Here is a 23,479-nt window from a genome sequence, read left to right as displayed (position 1 = left end):
GGTGGGTCGGCCCGGGTCAGCCGGCGGGTTGGGTGGGTCGGCCGGGGCCAGTGGGTGGGTTGGGTCCAGTGAGCGGGCCGGGTGGTGGGTCTCCAAAATGGCCCGATCACTGCTGCGTCCAGGCGAGGCGGGTGGCCTCTTGCGTGGCGGCGTGCTCGTAGACCGCCGCGGTCAGCCAGGCGCGCGCGAAATGGTGCGCGTCGTGCGGGTCCAGGCGGCCGAAGACATCCCGGGTACGCCGTGTCCCGGCCGCCCCCAGCCCGGTGAGGACCGCGCTCGCCGTGCCGAGGTGGGCGGCGGCGAGGCGGCGGGTGTCGTCGCCCACCCCGGACAGCAGAACCGCCCGGCCTGCGGCCACGACCCGTTCGACCTGATGGCGCAGCAGATGAAGGGGCGGCGCCGTGATCCCGGCCGGGTCGCCGCCGACGCTCGCGGCCCAACTCCCCGGCAGCGCCTGATAATCAGTTCCATCCCCGCCCGGTTCGTCCGGTGTCGCCCCATGGCTGTCTCCATCCGCAACCGGCCCGGATGAACGGTCGGCTCCGTTCGTGGGTGACTGCGGGGAGCGGCTGGCTCCGTCCATGGGGGACCGGGGTGAGCGGCTGGCTCCGTCCATGGGTGTTCGGAAGGAGCTGTCGGCTCCGTCCATGGGCGATCGGGCGGAGCAGTCGGCATCATCCAGAGGCGATCGGGCGGAGTGGTCGGCGAGATCGGCGCGGGCCAGGACGGTAGCGCCGAGGTCGACGTGGCCGCCGTGCCCGACCGGGAGCCACGGCGCGGCGAAGGCCAGGCCATCGACCCGGCGGGGGCCGGTGAACCGGCCGATCAACCGGATCCGCTGCCCCACACCGTGCCTGGCGAGGAGCCGCAGGTTGTTGATGTAGGGCAGGGCCCGGTCCTCGTGCGGCGCGGCGACCACGACGACCAGATGGTGCCGACCAGCAGCCGGCGCCGGATCGTGTCGATCAGTGGCTGGGGGTGGGTCGTGGCGGTCGGTTGGGTCGTGACGTCCGGTGGCTGGCGTCGGATTGTGTCGGTCGGTGGTTGGGGGTGGGTTGTGGCGGTCGGCTGGGTCGTGTCGACCGGTGGCTGGCGTCGGATTGTGTCGGTCGGTGGTTGGGGGCGGGTCGTGGCGGTCGATGGGCGGTGGCGGGGCGTGCCGGTCGGTGGCTGGCGCCGGATGGTGCCGATTGATGGCCAGCAGTAGGCCACGCTGGTCGGCGCCGATGATGGTGCCTTCGAGGAAGGCGAGGTCGTGCGGGGCCGGGCGCTCGTGTGCCGGGAGGGCGGTGGCGGCCAGCCAGCGTGCGGCCTGATCGCCGGGATCAGCCTGCCAGAGTTGGTCGAGCGGCGGGTCGAACCATCCGGTGCCGGAAGCGGACACCGCCTGGCGCGCGCGGCCGTGACTGAGTCTGCCGGTGGCGGAGGCGTGCGCGTTGACCGCCCGCAGGCCGGCGCGGGCCAGAGCGTGGTGGCTGAGCCGCACCTCACCGAGGTCGACCGAGGATCGGACCGCAGCCGCGGTGGCGGGCTCGACGGCGGGTCGTACATCGGAGATCACCCACAGCCGTCCCTTGCCGTCGGCCAGGTAGGTCGCCGCGCCGGCATGGCCGGTCGCGGCTCGCACCGGCTCGCAGAACAGGCCGAACAGGCGCAGATCACCGACCGGTTCGTAGTCCCGGCGGGCGACACCGGCCACGCTGCCGTCGCCGGACATCAGCCGGTGGCAGGCGCTGAGCAGTTCCCGCAGGTCGTCGGTGAGATCGGCCAGCCGGAACGCGGGATCCTCCCGGCGTCCGTTCCGCAGCCGCTCGACCACCCGGATCGCGGATGCCGCCGGGCCGTGCAACCCGGTCGCGCGCGCCTGGTGCACCGCCCGCAACAGGTCGGCCTGGGCCACGGCGCCCGCCCCGGAAACGCCGTTGACAAGCACTGCGGCGCCCGCTGCCCACAAGTCGCCGGCCGCACTCCGCTGTGCCGCAGTGACCTGCGCGGTCTTGGGTTTCGGAGGCGCCGCGGTGACTTGCACGGTCGTCGGTTGTAGGGGTGTCGCGGTGGTCTGTGCGGTCGTCGGTTGTGGAGACGTCGTGGTGGCTTGTGCGGTCGTTGGTTGTGGAGGCGCCGCGGTGGCTTGTGCGGTCGTTGGTTGTTGGGGTGTCGCGGTGGTCTGTGCGGTCGTCGGTTGTGGAGACGTCGCGGTGGCTTGTGCGGTCGTTGGTTGTTGGGGTGTCGCGGTGGTCTGTGCGGTCGTCGGTTGTGGAGACGTCGCTGTGACCTGCGCGGTCGTGGATTCTGGGGGTGTCGCGGTGAGTTGCGCGGCCGCGGGTCCGGGAGGTGTCACGGAGGCCGGCGTCTCCGGCGGTCCGGGATCCGCCGGGATGTTTGGCGGTTCCGGTTGGGCCGTGAGGATCGGTGCGGCGCTCAGGACTGCGGCGCGGTGCAGACAGCGGGGTGCCAGCAGGCAATCGCAGGTGGCCTCCTCCGGCGTGGTGACCGGCACTCGCAGCGTGACCGTCGTCTTGTCGTCGGGCCGGACCGTGACGCTGCCGTCCCCGCTCCCGACCGGCCAGGCGGAGACCTGCGGGAGCACCTCGTCGAGGCGTTTGCGCAGCCGGGCGGGGAGTGCGGCGACCGCCTCGGCGGTGACCGCGGGATCGATCGGTGGCAGGCTCATCGCACCCGCTCCCCGATCCATCCGGCCAGCTCGGCCGGGCTCAGCGCGGCGACCGGCATCCCGGCGGCGACCAGTTGTCCCGCGATGCCGGTGTTGTACCGTGGCTGACCCTTGTCGTCCAGGCTGGCGCAGCCGAGCAGGGTCACCCCGTCGTCGACCAGTGCCCGGACCGCCCCGAGCAGGTCGCCGACCGGATAGCCCTCCTCGAAGTCGCTGATCGTGACGACCATGGTCCGGCTCGGGACAGTGGTGATCTGCCGGGCGTACCGCATCCCGGCCGCGATGTGGGTGCCCCCGCCGACCCGGATCTCCAGCAGCAGCGACAGCGGGTCGGTGACCCGGTCGGTCAGGTCGATCACCTCGGTGGAGAACGTGACGAAGCTGGTGCGCAGTGCCGGCACCCCGGCGAGCACCGACGCGGTCAGCGCCGCCCAGATCGTCGACTCCTCCATCGACCCGGAGACGTCGACGAGCAGGATGACCTGCCAGTCCACACTGCGCCGGCCCGGACTGCGGAACACCGGCCGCTCCGGGACGATCCGCGGCCGGCCGGCCAGGTCCTTCCGTACGGTATGCAGGTTCTGCCGCACGGTCGCGGCCAGATCGAGCCGCCCGCTCGGGCGCCGGGTGGGCCGTGGTGTGCCGAGCCCGGTCAGCGCCGGGCGGATCCGGCGGGCCAGCTGCGCGGTGAGCTCGGCGGTGAGCCGGGCGACCAGCGGCCGCAGCTTGGCCAGCCGCGCCTCCGGCAGCCCGCCGGCCATCGACAGCACCGCGTGCAACAGGTCGATCGAGGGCCGGACCCGCTCCGGATCCGCGGCCAGCACCGCGTCCAGACGGCCGCGTTCCGCGGCCCGGGCGAGAACCTCGTCGCGTACGGCGGAACCGAAGAGATCCTCCAGGTCTTCCAGCCAATCGCGGACCTCCGGGTACGCCGGTTCGCGCCCCGCACCGCCCCCGCCCACGGTGTACGCCCCTTCTCCCTGTCCGGCCCCGTAGAGCTCGTCCAACGCCGTCGCCAGCCGCCGCTGCCGTGGCGCCAGCTTTTCGCTCTCCCGCCCGAGCAACAGCCGCCATCGCTGCACCGCGGAAACCCCACCGTCCGCATCGCCGATCCGGGCGTCGTCGGCACCTGCGACACCTGCGGCATCGCCGGTACCTGCGGCATCGCCGGTACCTGCGGCATCGCCGGTACCTGCGGCATCGCCGGTACCTGCGGTATGGTCCGCATTGTCCATACCGGCCGGAGCGCCCAGGCTCACCGGAGCGCCCACGGTCTCATCGTCCTTGTCGGCTGTTCCCGGCGAGGCTCCGGAGGCCGGCGTGACACCGGCTCCCGGATCAAGACCGAGCGCCCGCACCGCGGCCAGCCCCGCCCGATCGGCGGCGATCCAGCCGGCCACCGTCACGGCATCGGCCACCAGGCGTTCGTCGATCGTCCCGTACCGCTCACCGACCGTATGCAGGAGACGGTCCCGATCAGCGGGGCTGAGCACGTCGAATCCACCGCGCAACGCCGGCAGCCGGCGTACGAAATCGTCGTCCGTCATCCCTTCCACCGTGTCCAGCAGCGGTGTCAGGAACTCGTTTCCGGCCTGCAGCAGCGCCCCGGCGACGCTGAGCGCACCGCGAAACCGGTCCGTCGAACCGGCATCCGGCAGACCGGCCCAGGACGCCAGCCGGATCCCGAACGTGTCCGGTGTCTCGTGCCCGAGCAGCACCCCGACCGCGTTCGCCGCCCCTGCCATCACCGGCGACCCGTCCCGAACCAGGTCCCGGATCGCCCGGCCGAGCCGCAGCCGGCGCCCGGCCTCGTCGGCCGCCCGAACCAGATCGAGCAACGCCCGGGCATCCTCGATCCGGCCCGACCCGGCCAGCCCGGCGACCGCCGCCACCGCGGCCGCGTGCAACTCGTCCCGAGCCGCCCCCAACCCATCGAGCGCCTCAACGTGCGCCCGCTGCCGAGGTTCGGCAGGAGTCTTGTCCCGGGTTGTTGCCGGCTCATCGAGCGCCTCTGCGCGGGGCTGTCTCTGATGCCCCACGGGATTCCCGTCGAGCGCCTCTGTGCGCGGCCTCTCCTGAGGCGCCGCGAGAGTCTGCTCGAGCGCCTCGGGTCCCAGGCCGGCGATGTGGCCTCGAGAAATCCTGCTGATCAGGTGCAGAGCGGCGACGATCTGCTGGATCCCACCACCGTGGCAGACCGCCTGCCGCACGTCGCCGAGCCGCTCCCGGGCCAGCTCCGGCAGACCGCAGACCGCGGCCCGTTCCAGGCCCGCCAGCGCCTGATCGGCGGTCGGCCCACCGGCCTGCCGCTCCCGGCGCCGACGGCTGCCGAGCACACCCCCGGCCGCCTGCGCGAGAGTGACCCCGTGCAGGCCGGCCAGCGCGAGCGCCGCGTCGACGGTCGGCGTCCACTCCACCCGCCAGGTGTTCGTCAACGTCTCCCCACCGGCGACCGGCCCAGCCGCACCGGCGTCCCCGTAGGGCGCGCCGCACGCTTCCAGCCGGCGAATGGCCAGCTCCCGATCCCGGTCGGTGGGGGAGCGCAGCGGGTCGAGCCGCAGCCGCCGCCCGGGCTGTCCCGGCCCGGGCAGTCTCAGCCCGGCGAGTTCCCGCTCGACCGCCGGCCGCAGCCCGGTGACCGGCGCGCCGCCGGGCAGGCGCCCACGCCGCCGCCCGACCAGCACCTCCTCCATGGCCCGGGCGACCCCGCGTCCGGCGCCGGCCGGCGCGCCCTGAGCGAGCACCGTCTGCAGCGCCTCCACCAGTTCGCCCCGCCCGGGCGCCGGCAGGTTCCGCAGCCCGGCCAGATCTCCGGCGACGCGGGCGACCTCGGCCGCTTCGGCCGGTCCGGCGGGCTGCCCGTGCCCCCGTAGCTCCCGCGCGACTTCGACGGCGAACCGATCCGCGGCCGCCCGCAGGCGCCCCGGCTCGGCGCCGGCCTCGAACACCGCCTGCTGCCAGCGCGGATCCCGGATCCCGGCGGGATATCCGGAGCGCGCGTCCAGCAGGTCGAACGTGTACGGAACGAGCGAGATCACCGGCTCCGCGACCCGTGGGCGGCCGACTGGCTGACCCGGGTGCGGGAGGCCGAGGCGTGATGCGGTCCGTCCACGACTCCCGGCGCCGGCCGGAGCGGGATCAGGGTCCGGAGGGTCGAGGAGGACGGGCGCGTGGAACGCTCCTACGACAGCGGAGATACGGCCGGGCACACCGTGCAGGTGCGCTCGCATGCAGGCCTCCCGGCGCAGGTCCAGCGGATCGACGCCGTACCCGGAAACGTCGAATCGCAGTGCCCACCCGGCCGCGAGAGCGGCCCGCCGGACAGCTTCCGGCGGACTTCCCGGGGCCTCCGCCTCGATCCAGCGGTCCCACAGGTCGTCGCCGGCCCGACCGGACAACGCGATCTGCACCGCGTCCCCGAGCCCCGGCCCGCCATCGGCTTCACCCCGGCGGCCCGGCTGCCGCGTGCCGTCCGGCGTGCCGGGCGTGGCCTCGCCGCCCCCGGGCATGCCGAGGCGACCGGCGGCCCAGGCCGGATCGGTCAGCGGCAGATCCCCGCAGATCACCGGCACGCCGGCCTGCCGCGCCCAGCGGACCGCCGCCAGTTCCGGGCTGAAGTCGGCGAACGGGTAGAACGCGATCGGCCGGTCGATCCCGGCCGCGGCCAGGGCGACCGGCGCGACCGTGTCCGGATCGGACAGCCACCGCATCCATGGCTGCATCTCGGCGGGCAGTTCGACCAGGACGGTCTCGGGCCGGAAGGCGTCGAGCAGCGCCGGCACGGCCGCGGCCAGCACCGGCGAGTGGTGCCGCACGCCGATCAGCTGGATCCGCGCGTCACCGGCGAGCCGGTCGACGGCCGCGCGCGGTGCGGCTCGGTCGGCGGCCGACGGCGGGCGGTCAGTCACGGAGGACATCGCGGTGTTCCCACAGCTGGCGCCACATGCGTGAACCCGCCTCGGCCCGCCGCCGCAGCGCACCGTCCCAGTACGCCAGCAGCCGGCCCGCATCCGCCGGGTCGTCCTTGCGGACCACCCCGAGCAGGTGTCCGGGCAGCAGCGACAACGGGTCCGGCCCGGGCAGGTACGCCGCCGACAGCCCGATCGACGCGGCCACCGCCACCGCCTCGGCCGTGCTCATCACCGACGACGGCCGCTCCACCTCCCAACCCTCGGCGCTGACCCCGTTGCGCAGGTCGCGGAACGCCGTGACCAGGGTCTCGAGCACCGCCTCGTCCACCGCGTAGGTCGCACCGCCCCGCTCGACCGCGGCCCGCGCCTGCCGGGTGACCAGCGCGACCTCCGCGTCCAGGTCGGCGATCGGCGGCACCACCTCGAAGTTGAACCGCCGCTTGAGTGCCGCCGACATCTCGGACACCCCGCGGTCGCGCAGGTTCGCCGTCGCGATCAGGCAGAACCCGGGCACGGCGTAGCCGACCGCCCCGTCCTGCCCGGCCAGCTCCGGCACGCTGATCCGCCGCTCCGACATGATCGAGACCAGGGCGTCCTGGATCTCCGGCAGGCAGCGGGTGATCTCCTCGACCCGGGCGACCGCGCCGGTGGTCATCGCGGTCAGCACCGGCGACGGCACCAGCGACTCCGCCGTCGGGCCCTTGGCCAGCAACAACGCGTAGTTCCAGCCGTACCGCAGCTGATCCTCGGTGGTGCCGGCGGTGCCCTGAACGGCGAGCGCGCTGGTCCCGCAGATCGCCGCGGCGAGCAGCTCGGAGAGCATCGACTTGGCGGTGCCCGGCTCGCCGACCAGCAGCAGCCCGCGCTCCCCGGCGAGGGTGACCACGCACCGCTCGACCAGGGCCCGCTCGCCGACGAATTTCGGCTCGATCACCCGGCGGCCGTCGGGCCCGTGGACCGGCGTGCCGCCCGACCCGGCGATGAACGTGACCACCGACCGTGGTGTCATCCGCCAGCCCGGTGGCCGCGCCCCGGCGTCGGCGGCGGCGAGGAAGGCCAGCTCATCGGCGTACCGATGCTCGGGTGGATCGATCTGACGAGCGGTGGTCACCGGTTCTCCTCCAGGTCGTGATAGCGGGGGACGTCACCGTCGGTGATCCGGCCCCAGGCGGTGCGGAACAGCAGCGGCAGTGATGACACGACCAGCCGCACCCTGTCGAGCTCTTGGTACATCGTCAGCTTCCAGGTCTCGACCGGCAGGTGCGGGGCCCGCGCCGCCTGCCAGCCGCCGGGCAGGAAGACCGGGCGTCCGGCGCGCTCCCGTTTCGCGGTGACCACCAGCCCGGCGTCGATCAGCGCCCGCTGCGCTCGTCTCAGCTCAGTGGACGTCCAGCCGTTCCACGCCCGGACTGCCTTGTCGGCCGGGTCGGGCAGCGCGAGCAGCTGCAGGTAGTACGCCGCCGCGTCGCCGTCCAGCCGGTACCGCTCGCGCACCTCATCGACCAGGGTGGGCAGGCAGACCCGGGGATCACGCGGATCACCGGACGCACCCTCCGGGGTGGCCACCGCCTCCTCGATCGACGTGGACAGCAGGATCCGCAGCGCGACCGCGGTCTCGTCATCGACGAGGCCGATCGCCGGGTCGTCGAGGCCGGACAGCTCCGCCGGCACCAGGCTCACCGTCACGTGCCCGTCGTAGGTGTAGGTGTCGACGAGCGCGGGGCCGGCGTCCGGACGGGCGGCCACCCGGTACCAGCCCTCTCCGACCCGCAGGTTCGGGTTGCGCAGCCGCTCACGAACCAGCCGTAGCGCCTCCGGTAGCGCGGCGCGCAGCGGATCGTCCCAGGTCAGGTGGTAGGCCAGCCAGGGCAGGGCGACGGCGGCGGCCGGCAGGTGGTCCGCGTCGAACGGCACGGTCCCGTCCGGGGCCGGGCCGTCGGTGGTCAGGCAGTCGCCGGGAGCCGGGGCGGCGACGGCCCGCAGCAGCGCGGGCGCCAGCGACCTGTCGACGACGCGGGCCAGGCCGGCGACGAGTTCCTCCGGCACGGCCACCCGGCGGCCCCGCAACGCGATCCACTTCTCCGCGATCGCGGCCACGTCCGGCCCGTGTTCCCAGAGCGCGACCGGGTCGGTGGGCATCGCCGCGTCGAGCAGCGCGACCCGCTCCCGATGGCTCAACTCCTGCACGGCCTCTCGGCCGAGCGTGGCGTGCGGTCCGGTGAGGCCCAGCAGCCTTCGCTGCTCGGTGCTCAGGAACGTGGCCTCCCAGCGGGCCACCCCGGGCAGCCCGGCGAGCAGCAGCACCGCCTCGGCGCGGGTCATGCCGGTGGCCTCGGCCAGCGCTTCCGCGGACGAGGGGCGCCACGGCGCGGGCCCCCGCTCGGCGAGCAGGGTGAGGAACGCCCGCAGCCGTTCACCGGCGAGGCGCCCGCTGGGCCGTACGGACTCGCGCTCGTACAGGACCGGGCTGGGCGGCAGGGTGAACACGCCGTCCGGGGCCACCTGGATCACGTCCCGCTGCCATCGTCCGTCAGGGTTGTAGGAATGGTGGTACCCATCGGGCGGGAAGACCACGGTGAGCCGGGCGCCGTCCCGATGCCAGTCGACCGCCCCGTCGACCATGCCGTCCTGGGCCACCCGCACGATCCGGAGCGGCGCGGCCTCCCCGTCCAGTGGCGTCCCGGCGATCGTCGCGAGCAGCCCGGCCAGCGCCGTCCGATCCTCGTCGGACGTGGCCGGCGACGCGGCCCGAAGCGCGACGGCGCCGAGCCCGGCCAGCAGCGACGCCCAGGTCGCGCCGACCGATGGAATCTGGGCAGGGTCGGCGCTGTCCGGCCGGGCCAGGCACTCGCCGACCGCGACGATCTGCTCCAGGAACAGGCACTGCTCACCGGGCATGCTGCGGTAGTGGGCGGGTTCCAGGTCGCCCAGACCGTCCCAGGCGGTGGTGAGCGCGTTGTCGGTGATCCGTGGCAGATCCCGCCGCGGCCGCCGGCCCAACTGCCGGCTGATCTCGGCGATCCGACGGCGCATCCGGACCACCTGGGTGACCACTTCGGCGACCCGGGCACGCAGTGTGGCGTCGGTGATCCCGGGCAGGTGGGCCACGAGGTTCGCGGTCACCGCCTCCCGCAGCGCTTTCGCGCCGGTCACCGAGTCGTCGACGGTGAGCAGCGCGGCCGCGGTGTCCTCGTCCAGGGACCGCAGCGCGGCCGATCCGGCCTCGTCGCGCGCCCGCATGGCGTGCCACCAGGCGAACGGTGGCAGCGTGCCGGTCGAGATCTTCTGCTCGTCCAACAGGTGCGCACCGTCCGCGGTCCAGACGCGGACCGTGCTGTTCGGCAAGGTTACCGGCAGCGCGGCCGTGGAGCCGGGCAGTGACACCGCGCCGATCGGGGTCTCCCCGGGCGTCCGGTGCGGCCCGATCAGCGTGGCGGCCGTTCGGCCGTCGATGCCCTCAGCGGTCGGCACGCCCTCCGGACTCCGGGTCACCCGCCAGCCGGCCAGGCCGTCCCGGACACCCAGTGGTGAGTCGGCGAACTCGGCCGGCACCGGCCGCAGCGACGAGTAGTCCGGGTCCAGCCCGTCACCGGCCGCGGCGAAGAACGCGGGCAGGCTGACCCGGCCGCCCTGCCCGGTCCGGGGGTCGAACTCCCGCCACCGCAATTCCCGGCGCCAGTGCGGTGCGTCCGGGTCCACCGGCTCGCGGCGCCAGAACGCCTGACCGTCGCCGGCCACCCCGTACCCTTCCGGCGAGACGATCCGGGCGTCCCCGGCGTGCATCGGCAGCGATCCGGTCGTGCTGCCGCCACCCGGGACCGGCAGCGGCGGCCGCCACCAGCCCTGCGCCGGGTGGAACTGCCACTCGCCCTCGATCAGGTCGTCCGGCCGCGACGACCAGTACCCGACCTGACCGTTGTCGCCGTGCCAGTACACCAGCAGCTCGCCGTCCGCGAACAGGCAGCCGAAGCGGGACCACCAGCGGTTGGGCGCGTACCGGCGGCCGGCCCAGTCGAAGCGGAAGACGTGCTCGGCGACCCGGCCGTCCGGGCTGATCACCTGCGCCGAGCGTTCGTCGTGCAGCACCAGTTCCGGCCAGGCCACCCCCACGTCGATCTGCTGGAGGCGCTGTGCCGCCCGCTCGTAGGCCGGCCAGGTCAGCTCGGCGAGCAGCCCGGCGCGCAGCGTGCGGGCGAGGACGGCCGGCATGTCGACGCCCGTCAGCAGGCCGAACGCGTCCGGGGCGAACTCGATGGCGGTCGACGACCACAGTGGCGCCAGCTCGATCAGGATCTTGTGGAGACCGGCGACGGTGCTCGTACCGGCCTGCCCGGTCAGGTCACCGATCAGCTCGGTCAGCACCGCGCGCACGCCGGCCGCGCCGAATGCCGCCATCATCAGCTCGGCCGGCATCGGCGCGCTGGTCAGCGATCCGTCGTCGCGGAGCTTGCCGAGCGCCGAGCGCACCCCGGCGCGCAGCAGCGGTCGCAGTTGAGGGTCGGCGGCGATGGCGGCCAGGTCGCGGCGTCCCGGGCCCTCGTCGTCAGCCCACTCGTCGACCTTGAAGCCGTGGGCCCGGCGCACGTCACCGATGTCGACCGGGACGCCCGCGGCCCGGCACACGTCGAGAACGTCCAGGTCGACGCCGAGCGCGTAGCCCGAGATCCGCACCCCGCCCTCGGCCCGCAGCCGGTCCGTCATCCGCTCGACCAGCGCGATCAGCCGGGCGTTGCGGCCCTCGCCATGCAGTTTCAGGAATCGTTCGAGCCACCTGCCCGCCGAGACGGCGCCAGGGGCGGGAGAGGTCAGATCGGCGGCCGCCCCGGTGGCCTCCAGCAGCTCGAGCCACTGCTCCCGCACGTCGGTGCGCCAGCCCGGCGGTTCCGGGCTGATCTCCAGCAGCCGGGCCCGGACCGTGGCGTCCCGCTTGCCGAGCCGGATCAAGATCTTGCGGAGGGACTTCCACACCGACGGGTGCGACCGCGCCGTCGCCGGGTAGGTGAGCAGCAGCGCGACCACCTCCTCCGCCTCCCGGTCCGGGTTCCGGCCGGCGGCCCTGGCCAGCCGCGCCAGATCGGCCGCCATCGAGACATGCGGCGGCAGGCCACCCGCGACCCGTCGCAGCGAGAGGTTCCTGACCAGCTCGTACGCCTCCGCCGGCGGCCTGCGCGCCACCACCTCGCGGGCATAGGCGGCCAGCATCGTCGCGGTCAGACCACCCGCCAGCGCGAACTCCAGGTGCACGTCGCGCACCCGGTCCTCGTCCACGGCCAGCCCGTGCACCTGCTCGGCCCGCCGCGCCTCGGTGAAGCACGACCCGGCCATCCGCTGGTTCTCAGCGGCCAGGAACGCCCGACCGGCCTGCTCCCAGAACGTCGGGAGCAGCTGCGGAGCCGCGGCGCCGAGCCGTTCCGCCAGCTCGCCGTATCCGTCCCGGGCGTTGCCCGGCTTGTGCCGGGCGGTCCGGGCGAGCTTCTCCATCTCCTTGACCAGGGCGAGCGCGTGCCGCCCGTTGGCCGGATCGTGGACCAGCGCCCACGCCGGAAAACCCAGCGCCAGCCGCCGCCCGTGTCCGACCTCGACCGGCGTGGCCGCCCCGGCGAACCCGAGGAACTCCATGCTCAGGTCCTCCGCCGGCCCGACGGTCGCGCCGACCAGCCGCACCATGGTCCGCCCGTCCAGCACCGGGTGCCGGTAGCAGCGCGCGGTCATCACGTCCTGGCCGGCGTCGGTGGGCGGACCCGGCAGGATCGCCCCGGCGTCCAGGAGCTTGCCGCTCATCGGGTGCTCTCCTTCAGTTCGTGATAGCGGGGCAGGTCCCCGGCGACGATCCGGGCCCACGCGGCGGCGAAGAGCCCCGGCAAGGTGTGCGGCACGAACAGCAGCCCGCCGTTGTCAACGTAGAGCGGCAGCTTCCAGGTCTCCACCGGAAGCCGGGGCGACTTGGCGGCCTGCCAGCCGCCGGGCAGGAACACCGGCCGGGCGGCCCGTTCACGCTTGGCCGCCACCACCAGCCCGGCCCCGGTCAGGGCCGCCTGCGCCGTGCGCAGCGCGGCGGGCTTCCACCCGTTCCAGCGCTGTACGGCCTTGTCGGTCGGATCCGGCAGCGAGAGCACCTGCAGGTAGTACGCGGCGGCGTCACCGTCCACCCCGAACCGCTCACGCACCTCGCCGACCAGCCCCGGCACGCTGACCCGCGGATCGTGCGGATCCCCCGGCACACCCTCCGGCGTGCTGACCACGTCGTCGAGCCATCCGGAGAGCAGCGTCCGCAGGCCGCCCGCGGTGTGTTCGTCGATGAAGCCGAGCGCCGGATCGTCCGGCCCGGACAGTCGCGCTGGCGTGACGTGGAAGGTGACCCAGACACCGTTGTTACGGCCGTCGACCAGGGCGGGCCCGGCCTCGGGCCGCTTCGCCACCTCGCACGAGCCGTATCCGACCGCCAGTTCCGGGTTCCGCAGCCGCTCGCGGACCAGCCGCAGCGCCTCGGGCAATCCGGCCCGCAGCGGATCGTCCCAGGTCAGGGTGTACGCCAGCCACGGCAGAGCGATGGCGGCGGCCTGCAGGTGACGACCGTCGAACGCCTCCCCGGCCTCGGCCCCCATCCGGGCGATCTGATCCGCCTGGCCGCGGCCGTCGGTGCTGAGCCAGTCACCGGCCGACGGCCCCGCGATCGCCTGCAGCACGGTCGCCGCGAGGTCCCGGTCGGTGACCCGGGCGAAGTCGGCGAGGAGTTCCTCGGGCACCGCCGCCCGCCGTCCCCGGAGCCGGATCCACTGCTGCGCCACCGCCGCCACGTCCGGACCCTCCGTCCAGAGGACGGCCGGATCGCCGGGCATCGCCGCGTCGAGCAGGGCGACCCGCTGCGGCGGCGTCAGTCGCCGCAGGGCGGCGTGTGCCACCTTGGCGTGCGCCGCGCTCAGGCCGAGGGCCGCGCGCTGCTCGGCGGTCAGGAAGTTCGCCTCCCACGAGGCGATCGACGGCAGGCCGGCCAGCAGCAGGATCGCTTCGGCCCGGGTCATGCCGGTCGCCTCGACGAGCGCCTCGGCGGCCGCGGGGCGCCACGGCGCCGGACCGCGTTCGGCGAGCAGAGCGGTGAACTCGCGCAGCCGCTCGCCGGTCAGCCGGCCGCTGGGCGACAACTCCTCCTCGACGAGCAGGCCCGCCGGCGGCTTGAACGCATGCTCCGCCGACACCTGGACCGCCACTCGGTTCTTCTTGTCGTCCGGCCGGTAGAAGAACTGGTGTCCTGCCGGTAGCAGCACGGTGACCTGAGCGCCGAGCCGGTGCACCGGCTCGGCGGGGGTGTGCGGCGGCTGGGTCAGCGCCAGCACCCGCAGCGGCGTGCCGCCGTCCATCGGGGTACCGGCCACTGTGGTGAGGAAGGCGGCCAGCGCCCGCCGATCCTCGTCGCCGGTCACCGCGGATGCCGCCCGCACCGCGACCGCGCCCAGTCCGGCCAGCAGCGGGGTCCAGATCGGGTCGACCACCCGCAGTGGCTCCGTATCATCGCCGGCCAGGAGCGCGCCGGTCGCCGCGACCTGTGTCAGGATCTCGTGGCTGACCTGTGATCGCTGCCCGTGGCCCTGGTACCTGTCGCGGTCGAAACCGCACAGCCCTTGCCACGCCGTCTCCAGCGCCCCGTCGGTGGCGGCCGGCATCGGAGCCGGCCCGGTGGGCTGCTCGGTCAGGTGCTGCTCGAGTTCAGCGATCCGGCGGCGCATCCGCGCGGCTCGGGCCACCACCTCGGTGATCCGCTCGCGCAGGGCGGCGTCGGTGACCGCCGGGAGGCAGGCCACGACGTTCGCCGTGACGGCGGCCTTGATCCCGACCGTCCCGGTCACCGTGTCGTCGACGGCGAGCAGCGCGGCCGCGGTCGTCTCGTCGAGCGCGCGCAGGACGGCCGATCCCGCCGCGTCGCGGGCCCGCAGTCCGTGCCACCAGGAGAGCGGCGGCAGCGTGCCGTTCCCGTCGGCCAGCTCGGCGAGCAGGTACTCGCCGTCGGCGGTCCAGAGCTGCAGGCGGCCGACCGGGTGGTCGGGCGACCGGGTCACCGGCAGCGGCGCCGTGGCGCCCGGCAGCAGGACGGCACCGCTGAGCTGGGCCGCGCCGTGGCCGTTGCGGCCGAACCGGCGCAGGGTCCGCCCCGGGAGCATCACCCGGCGGCCGTCGACGCCCTCGCCGACCTGGTCGCCGTCGGCGGTGACCTCGGTCCGCCAGCCGACCAGCCCGGCCCGGTAGCCCAGCGGCGATCCGGCGAACTCGGCCGGGGCCGTGCGCAACCGGCAGACCTCGGCCAGCAGGCGCCGGCCGTCGGATTCGAAGAAGGCGGGCACGCTGACCCGGCCGCGCTCGCCGGTCAGCGGATCGAACTCCCGCCACTGCCACCGGTCCGAGCCGTCCACCGGTTCGCAGAGCCAGAACGCCTGCCCGTCGGTGGCCAGGGGATAGAGGGCCGAGGGCGCGTGCTGGTCGCCCGGATGGATCGGCAGGGTGCCGGTGGTCGCGCCACCGCCCGGCAGCGGCAGCAGCACCGGTGCGACGCCCCACCGGACCGGGGTGAATCGCAGGTCGCCCTGGAAGTGATCGTCCGGGCGCGACGACCAGTAGGCGGCGCTGTTCTCCCAGCTCCACGCCGCGACCAGCAGATCGCCGTCGACCTGGCGGCAGACGGTCTCCCGGTACGGCCGCCGGCCGGCGGGTGGCAGCCGGAACACGTGCTCGGTGACCCGGTCGCCGGGCGTGACGACGTGCGCCGACTGGTGGTCGTGCACGACCAGTTCCGGCCACGCGTCGCCGAACTGCACGCGCAGCTTCTGCTTCGCGACCTCCTCGTACGCCGGCCAGGCCAGCTCCGACGGCAACCCGGCCCGCAGCGTCCGCGCCACCACGGCCGGCATGTCGACCGCCAGCAACTTGCGGAACCCATCCGGAGCGAGCGCCACACCGGTCGCCGACCACAGCGGCGCAAGCTCGGTCAGATCGTCGTCGAGGCTGGTCACGGTGCCGTGGCCGGCCCGGCCGGTCTGCTCGATAAGCATCTCCACCAGCACGTCGCGAACGCCCGGTGCACCGAACGCCGTCCGCAGCGTCTCCTCCGGCAGCGCCGGACTGTTCAGCGCGTGGCCGGTGCGCATCCCGCTGAGTGCGGCGCGGATGCTGCGAGCCAGCAGGGCGCGCCATCGCGGGTCGGCCGCGACCGCGGAGAGGTCGCGGCGGCCCGGCTTGCTGTCCCGAATCCAGTCCACCAGCGGGAACGCGTGGTCGCGCTCGCCGAGCGAGACCGGCACCCCGCCGGAGAGGCACACGTCGAGGACGTCGATCTCGGCGACCCACGCGGTGTCGCCGAGCCGCACCCCGCCCTCGGCGGCCAGCCGGGGCAGCATCCGCTCCAGCAGGCCGAGCAGCCGGAGGCTGCGCCCGTTGCGCCGGCCGTGGCGCCGCATCTCCAGCAACCGCTCCAGCCATCGGCTCGCCGTGCCGTCCACGATGTCCGTCGAGGTCAGCCCGGTGGTCGCGCCGGCGCTCTCGAGCAATTCCAGCCACTGCTCGGTCATGTCGGTGTCGTAGCCCGGCGGATCCGGGATGATCCGCAGCAGCCGGGCCCGCACCTCGGCGTCCCGCCGGGCGAGCCGGACCAGGTTCTTCCGGTAGGACTTCCAGACCGACGGGTGCGACCGGGCCAGCGCGGGGTAGGTGAGCAGCCGCCCGGCCACCTCGTCGGCCTCCCGCTCGGCGTCGAGCCCGGCGGCCTTCGCGAGCCGGGCCAGGTCGGCCGCCATCGACGCGTGCGGCGGCAGGCCACCCGCGACCCGGCGCAGCGCCAGGGTCTTGACCAGCTCGTACGCCTCCACCGGCGGCCGCCGCTCGACCACCTGCCGGGTGTACGCCCCGAGCATCGCCGCGGTCAGCGCCCCGGCGAACGCGAACTCCAGGTGCACGTCGCGCACCCGGTCCTCGTCCACGGCCAGCCCGTGCACCTGCTCGGCCCGCCGCGCCTCGGTGAAGCACGACCCGGCCGTCCGCCTGTTCTCAACGGCGAGGAACGCGCGGCCGGCCTGCTCCCAGAAGGTCGGCAGGAACTGCGGCGCGGCCGCCCCCAGCCGCTCGGCCAGCACCTGATAGCCGTCCATGGCGTTGCCCGGTTTGCCCTGCGCCGTCCGGGCGAGCCTCTCCATCTCCTTGACCAGGGCCAGCGCGTGCCGCCCGTTGGCCGGGTCGTGCACCAGCGCCCAGGCCGGGAAGCCCAGCGCCTGCCGCAGCCCGTGCCCGACCTCCACCGCCCCGGCACCGGAGAAACCGAGGAACTCCATGCTCAGGTCCTCGGCGGGGCCGGTCGCGGCGCCGACCAGCCGCACCACGGTCCGGTCGGCCAGCACCGGATGCCGGTAGGCGCGGGCGGTGACCGGGTCGAGGGCGCGGTCGGTGGCCGGGCCGGCCACGATGCCGCCGGCTTCCAGGACGCTCATCGCGTGGCCGTCTCTTCGACGACCCGGCCGGCGTGCAGGTGAGCGGCCATCCGCAGACCCTCGGACCAGGCGACCGCCGGCACGTCCGCGGTGGACAGCTGCTCCCCGGCCGCGTCGGTGAAGGAGAGACCGGAGGTCTCGGTCTCGTAGCCCGGGTCGCCGTCGCCGATCCACACCGAGGCGACGGCGGTCCTCCCGTCCTCCCAGATCCGGCAGACGACCGTGCCGCCCTGCACGCGATAGCCGGCCGAGGTGGCCCGGGACTGCACGTGCCGCAGCTCCTTGAAGGCGGCGCCACCGTACCGGCTCAGCTCGCGCTCCTGCTCGGCCGGGTCGGCCGGCTTGTGCCAGACCTCCCGGAACAGCTGCAGGGTGCCCTGTTCGACACCGAGGTCGGCGGCGAACTCGCGCAGGTCGGCGAGGTCGGGCAGGCGGACCGGGTGCGGGATGGCGACGCTCTCCGCCATGATCCGGGTGGACTCGCCGTCCAGGTCGACGACGCCGAGGCCGGTGTCGGTGCCGGCGTCGCGCAGCAGGCCGGCGGTGGCCACGTCCCACTCGCCCTTGTCGTCGACCGGGACGATCACCAGGTCGCGCAGCGCGGCCCGCCACGCCTCGTCGAGCCACACCTGCGCGATGACGGCGGCCGGCACCGGCAGCGACCGGATCATCCACCGCTCGACCTCGGCCCGGCAGGTCGCCTCGTGGCGCTTCAGCCACTCGAGCAGCTGCCGCAGCCCGACCACTGCCTCGTGGTCCTTGATCGCCTTGGGCATGCTCTTCAGCGGTTTGCCCGCCGCCGTACGCACGATCACCTTGCGGTGGTCGAGGCTCACCTCATAGTCGGCGCCAGCCGCTATCCAACCCATGCCAATCCCCTCGCTGGAAGTGAGGCGGATTGTGCCAGCGGGCACCGACAATTTCGGGGGCCCGGCACGAGCCGGGCCCCCGAAAAGGCGGAGCGGAAATCAGGCGGAGTGCGACCTGATCGCCTCGATGATGCGCGGCCGCAGCTCAGCCGCCCCGATCACCGCGTCGACCGAGCCGACCTCGACGGCCCGCTGGATGCTGTGCACCCGGTCGAACTCGGTGGCCACCTCACCGAGTTTCTCGGCCCGCACCGACGAGCGCAGCTCGTCCAGTTCGGCCGCGAGTGAGCTGCGGTCCGCCCCGGTCGCCGAGCCGGCCCGGGTCTCCAGCTCCCGGACCCGCGGGTCGGTCGCCGTCCGCTTGTTCACGTCGCCGGTGAACACGACGGCCGCCGCGGGGGCGCCGCCGAGCACGGACGCGAACGACCCCTCCAGGGCGAGGACCGTCATGTTCGGGTTCAGCGCCTTGGAGAAGACCACGAACGCGCCGCCGTGGTACCGGGAGATCACGCAGAAGACGATCGGGCCGCGGAAGTTGACGATGGCCCGGCCGATCTCCGCGCCGTACTCCAGTTGGAGTTTGCGCATCGATTCCGGTGATCCGTCGAAGCCGGACAGGTTGGCGAGCACGACCAGGGGCCGGTTGCCGCTGGCCGCGTTGATCGCCCGGGCGGTCTTCTTCGACGAGCGCGGGAAGAGCGTCCCGGCGGTGTACGTGTCCGGGCCGTCGGTGGGCGGGAAGCCGCGCCGCGGTACGGACCGCGACTCGATGCCGACCAGGCAGACCGGCATGCCGCCGAGGTGCGCGTCCTGCACGACGGAGGTCTCCGCGTCGGCCATGCCGGCCCAGCGCTCCAGGACCGCGTGATCCTGATCGGACACAGCGCGCATCACCGTCCGGATGTCGAACGGCTTCTTGCGGTCCGGGTTGTGTGTGGCCGAGAAGATCTGCCCGACCGTGGTGAAGTCACTGCCGTCGACGATGTGCGGGAAGTCCGAGACGTCCCGGTCGGCCGGGTCGGTGGTGACGGCGGGGCGGGGTCCGGTCTCGCCGGGTACGACGTACGTGTGCTCGTAGTGCGCCATGAGCACGTCGCGGGCGGCCATCAGGTTCGGCGCCCAGTACTGCGCCTGCCCGTTCGGGCCCATCACCCGGTCGTAGCCGCCGATGCCGAAGTTGTCCTCGGCCGACACGCCACCGGAGAAGTCCAGCGACTGCTTACCGGTCAGGACCATCGCCGAGTCGGGCGTCATGACCAGGATGCCCTTGGTGTGCATGAGCATGGTGGCCTCGGCGTTCCAGTACGGCTGGGCGCCGACGTTGATGCCCGCGACCACGATGTTGATCTCGCCGCCGTCCTGGGTGAACTCCACGATCCGCTTGAGTGCGGCCGCGACCCAGTCCATGTTCTCGGTGCCGGAGCTCATCGAGATCCGGGCGCCGGAGGACAGCGCGTACCACTCCAGCGGCACGTGCAGTCGCGCCGCCAGGTCGAGAGCGGCGATGACCCGGCGGCACTCCGGCTCGGAGAGCGCACCCAGCGACTTGGTCGGATCACCGAGCAGCAGGACCCGGCTGATGCCCTCGGGGTGCCGCGGGGTGACGGTCCGCACCACACCGGCCACGAGCGCCGACGCGTTCTTGCCCTTCGGCCGGTCGACCGGCACGAGCGTGTGCTGCTCGTCCAGGTCGTACTCGGCGAAGGAACCGAGGAACTCGGTCAGTTCGTACGGGTAGACGGTGTTGCGGCTGCTGGCCCGCAGCACCTTCTGCCGGTACCCGTCCAGCGGCTCGATCGGCTCGTCCGTCGGCTCGCTGAGGATCAGATCGGTGCCGCCGGTCGCGCTGAACATGATCCGCACGTTCATCTTGACCAGTTCACCGGTCTCCTCGTCACGCCGCCGCGCGATGAAGAGGATCTCCTCCAGGCCGGCGCCGGCCGTGGTCGGCGACACCCGCCGGGCGATCATCTCCATCTCGTTGTGGGTGAGCCCGAGCTCCGGCCACACGTAGATGACGATGCGGTTGGTGCTGAACGCCTTGTCCGACGCGCGTCGCGACCGGGCCCGCCGGATGCCGTCCAGGCAGGTGGAGATGGTGTCCTCGGTGGTCGGCAGGGCGACCAGCCGGCCGTCCTGCTCGCGCAGCTCGGTCAGGTCCCGGATCTGGGCGAACGCGACGAGCCGGTCGTCGGCCGGGTTCTCCCGGGCGACGCACTGGAAGAGGTAGATCTCCTCGTCGGCGGAGGGCAGCCGGGTCAGGTCGAACTTGCGCAGCCGCTCCAGCTGCATCCGCTGGGCGATGTACGGGTGCAGCCCCCGGATCAGCCGCTCCTCCTCCACCCCGGTGGTCGACGGCCGGAAGGTGAAGTGGTGGTGCATGACCGCACCGCTGCGTCCCGCGACCGTGGCTGTCACCCGGCGCACCTGCGGCGGCAGCGGGTGGCGGCTGAGCACCTCGTGCAGCGCGGTCGCCAGCTCCTCCGGGTCGGCCGGCTGCCGCTCCCAGGCGAGGTAGACGTCGGCGTCGATGGCGCCGTCCCCGGTGGCCAGGTCGGCCAGCCCGGCCAGCACCCCGTCCAGCTTCTCGAAGCTCTCGGCGGCCGAGACCAGGCGGGAGTCCCCCTTCTCGGCGATCACGAAGCCGACGTTCCGGACGACGGTCGAGCGCAGCCCGGTCAGGCCCTTGTTGCCGTAGTACCGCCGGGTGAGCACCTCGAGCAGCACCGAGTTGTCCAGGTTGTGGCGGACCAGGCGCTGGCCGAGCAGCCGGACCAGCGGCTCGGTGCTGCGGACCATCTTGGCGATCCGGTCGGCGCGGTCGTCCGACTTCGGGAAGTCGTCCAGGTGGCGCAGGTGCTTGCGGATCTCCGCGTAGACCTTGGCCCGGTTGCGGCGCAGCAGTGGCTGGCCGAACCAGGTGAACACCACGCCGCGGGCCAGGTCGGCGACCGCCGGGAACCGCACCTGAGTCGCGGCGACCAGCCGCTCCAGGGCGAGACCGGCCGGCTCGTGCAGCGTCGCGTCCGGCGGCGGCTCCTGCAGCCAGGAGCGCAGCAGCGCGGCGATCACGGAGGCATCCGCCGCGGACCGCTGCTGGGCCAGGAAGATCCGGAAGACGGCGGCCTCGAGGGCGGGCGTGCGCTCGAGATCGGTGACGCCGTAGTGGCCCAGCGCCTTGCCGAGCTTGGCCTGGAACGACTGCGGCAGGCCGGCCCGCTCCACGTCAAGGCTCTGCAGGTAGGCGTGGAAGTACTCACGGGCGCTGTGCACGTGGGTGTCGCCGCCGTCCTCGCCGGCCGGCCGGTTGCGGCTCAGCTCGGCCAGGTCGGCGAAGACCTCGATCAGGGCGATCTCCCGGTCCAGCGGCCGGTGACCCTCGTCGGTGGCGGCTCGGCGGGCGGCCAGGTAGTCGTCGAGCACCCGGCGCTCGTCGTGCGGGTCGACGTCGAAGCCGAGCAGCAGGCTGCGCAGGTCCTCGTTGCCGCGGGCGGCGCGCACCCGGGCCGGCGACTCCCGCGGCGCGGCGGGCAGATCCACGTCGGCGGCCGCCTCGGCGGCGACCTCCTCGGTGTCGTCGCCGGCGATCGGGTCCAGGCGCAGCAGCGCGGCACCGGCGTCGACCTTGCTGCCGACCGCGACGAGCACCTCCTTGACCCGGGCCCGGAACGGCGCGCGGAGCACCGCCTCCATCTTCATCGCCTCGAGGACCAGGACCGGCGCGCCGGCCTCGACCTCGGCGCCCGGCTCCAGCGGGGTGGCGACCACCAGCGCCGGCATCGGGGAGCGCAGCACGCCGCCCTCGTCGCGGCTGATCCGGTGGGTGACCCCGTCCACCTCGACCAGGGTGATCGCGCCGTGGGTGCCGGTGAGCAGCTTGTGCCGCGCGCCGTTGACGGTGATCCGGCCGCTGTGGCTGTCGAAGCGTTCCAGGCTGACGTCGGCCAGACGGACGTCGTCGCCGGCCTCGATGCCGACCCGGAACCGGTGCGCGCCGACCCGGGCGACCCGCACCCGGTACGTCGACCCGCGCAGCTTCAGGTCCAGCGGCGTCCCGCTCTCGTGGCGAACCTGCGGCCGCCCGCCGAACGCGGTGGAGAGCAGTCGCTGCTGTTCGACCTGCTCCTCGTCCTCGTACACCTCGATGGCGGCGGCGGCCAGCGCGATGCCGGAGTGCCGGTCGGAGACGAGCCGTCCCTCGCCGCGCACCCGGTCGATCCAGCCGGTGTCCGCGCTGCCGTCGATCACCTCGGGCTGGTCCAGCAGGTCGAGCACGAAGCTCTTGTTGGTGGCGCCGCCCTGGATGACGACCGTGGTCTCGGCCATCGCCCGGCGCAGCCGGCCGAGCGCCTCGTCCCGGTTCTTCCCGTACGCGATCACCTTGGCGATCATCGAGTCGAAGTCGCCGGGGATGCTGTCGCCCTCGCTCACGCCGGTGTCGACGCGGATGCCGGGGCCGGACGGGAAGTCGAGCCGGACGATGCGGCCGGGGGAGGGGGCGAAGTCGCGGTCCGGGTCCTCGGCGTTGAGCCGGGCCTCGATGGCGTGCCCGCGCTCGACCGGCGGCGTGCCCTCCAGGCGCTTGCCCGAGGCGACGTGCAGTTGCGCCTTGACCAGGTCGAAACCGGTCACCGACTCGGTGATCGGGTGCTCCACCTGCAGCCGGGTGTTGACCTCGAGGAAGGCCAGCAGGTCCTCGCCGGGGTGGTAGAGGAACTCGACGGTGGCCGCGCCGCGGTAGCCGACCGCGACCGCGAGCCGCTCGGCGGACGCCTTGAGCTCGGCGGCCCGCTGCGGCGGCATCACCGGGGAGGACGACTCCTCGATCACCTTCTGGTTGCGTCGCTGCACCGAGCAGTCGCGCACGCCGATCGCCCAGGCGGTGCCCTGACCGTCCGCGATGACCTGCACCTCGACGTGCCGTGCGCCGGTGACCAGGCGTTCCAGGAAGACGACGCCGCTGCCGAACGCCCGGGCCGCCTCCTGGCTGGTCCGCTCGTAGGCGTCGGTCAGTTCCTCGGCCGAGCTGACCTTGCGGATGCCGCGCCCGCCGCCACCGGCGGTCGCCTTGAGCATCAGCGGGTAGCCGATCCGTTCGGCCGCCTCGAGCGCGGTCTCCAGGGTCTCCACCGGACCGCGGCTCCACGCCGCGACCGGCACGCCGACCTCCTCGGCGATCAGCTTCGAGCCGATCTTGTCGCCGAGCTTGCGCATGGCCTCCGCGCTGGGGCCGATGAACGTGATGCCGATCCGGTCGCAGAGCTCGGCGAAGGCCGGGTCCTCGGCGACGAAGCCCCAGCCGACCCAGGCCGCGTCGGCGCCGGTCTCGACCAGCGCGTGCTCGAGGAGCTTCAGGTCCAGGTAGGGCCGCGAGGCGGCCGGACCCAGGTCATAGGCGAGGTCGGCCTCGCGGACGAAGGTGGCGGTCCGATCGACGTCGGTGTACAACGCGACGGCCTCGATCGGCACGCCGGTCTCCGCGGCGAGCTCCCGGACGGCGTGGATGAGGCGCATGGCGGCCTCACCACGGTTGACGATGGCGATTCGTTTGAACAC

7 protein-coding genes are annotated in these 23,479 nt (G+C 73.8%); all 7 read right to left on the bottom strand.

Going from position 1 to position 23,479, the window contains the following annotated elements; all coding sequences use genetic code 11:
• Nucleotides 1-106: 106 nt before the first annotated feature.
• The 7 genes from CHC09_RS05865 to CHC09_RS05835 all read right to left on the bottom strand — a co-directional run bounded on the left by CHC09_RS05865 (nucleotide 107) and on the right by CHC09_RS05835 (nucleotide 23,479).
• Nucleotides 107-2,674, bottom strand: a complete 2,568-nt coding sequence (locus CHC09_RS05865; RefSeq protein WP_179276962.1) for an SWIM zinc finger family protein — start codon at nucleotides 2,672-2,674, stop codon at nucleotides 107-109.
• Entirely contained in the window at nucleotides 2,671-6,582 is a 3,912-nt protein-coding gene (locus CHC09_RS47400) for a DUF5682 family protein (RefSeq protein ID WP_239138206.1), read from the bottom strand. The genes CHC09_RS05865 and CHC09_RS47400 overlap by 4 nt, the downstream gene beginning before the upstream one ends.
• Nucleotides 6,575-7,696 (bottom strand): ATP-binding protein, encoded by a 1,122-nt coding sequence (locus CHC09_RS05855; RefSeq protein WP_203833069.1) that lies wholly within the window; start codon nucleotides 7,694-7,696, stop codon nucleotides 6,575-6,577. The genes CHC09_RS47400 and CHC09_RS05855 overlap by 8 nt, the downstream gene beginning before the upstream one ends.
• On the bottom strand, nucleotides 7,693-12,366 hold the full coding sequence (locus CHC09_RS05850) for a hypothetical protein (RefSeq protein WP_089291960.1): 4,674 nt from the start codon (nucleotides 12,364-12,366) through the stop codon (nucleotides 7,693-7,695). The genes CHC09_RS05855 and CHC09_RS05850 overlap by 4 nt, the downstream gene beginning before the upstream one ends.
• Nucleotides 12,363-17,054 carry a hypothetical protein gene (locus CHC09_RS05845; protein ID WP_089291959.1) on the bottom strand — a complete coding sequence of 1,564 codons (4,692 nt, stop codon included), beginning with the start codon at nucleotides 17,052-17,054 and terminating at the stop codon, nucleotides 12,363-12,365. The genes CHC09_RS05850 and CHC09_RS05845 overlap by 4 nt, the downstream gene beginning before the upstream one ends.
• Complete coding sequence (locus tag CHC09_RS05840) at nucleotides 17,051-17,923, bottom strand: DUF4132 domain-containing protein (protein ID WP_089291958.1); 873 nt, start codon at nucleotides 17,921-17,923, stop codon at nucleotides 17,051-17,053. Before CHC09_RS05840 ends, CHC09_RS05845 begins: the two co-directional genes overlap by 4 nt.
• Before the next feature lie 99 nt (nucleotides 17,924-18,022).
• Nucleotides 18,023-23,479 (bottom strand): ATP-binding protein, encoded by a 5,457-nt coding sequence (locus tag CHC09_RS05835; protein ID WP_089291957.1) that lies wholly within the window; start codon nucleotides 23,477-23,479, stop codon nucleotides 18,023-18,025.

Origin of the sequence: Actinoplanes regularis, from assembly GCF_900188005.1 — a bacterium.
GTDB lineage: Bacteria > Actinomycetota > Actinomycetes > Mycobacteriales > Micromonosporaceae > Actinoplanes > Actinoplanes regularis.
This window is presented reverse-complemented; position numbering and strand designations above follow the sequence as displayed.

What these genes read in the sequence shown, in the direction of transcription:
- CHC09_RS05865 (WP_179276962.1), bottom strand. Translation starts at nt 2,674, where the DNA reads ATGAGCCTGCCACCGATCGATCCCGCGGTCACCGCCGAGGCGGTCGCC.
- CHC09_RS05850 (WP_089291960.1), bottom strand. Translation starts at nt 12,366, where the DNA reads ATGAGCGGCAAGCTCCTGGACGCCGGGGCGATCCTGCCGGGTCCGCCC.
- CHC09_RS05845 (WP_089291959.1), bottom strand. Translation starts at nt 17,054, where the DNA reads ATGAGCGTCCTGGAAGCCGGCGGCATCGTGGCCGGCCCGGCCACCGAC.
- CHC09_RS05840 (WP_089291958.1), bottom strand. Translation starts at nt 17,923, where the DNA reads ATGGGTTGGATAGCGGCTGGCGCCGACTATGAGGTGAGCCTCGACCAC.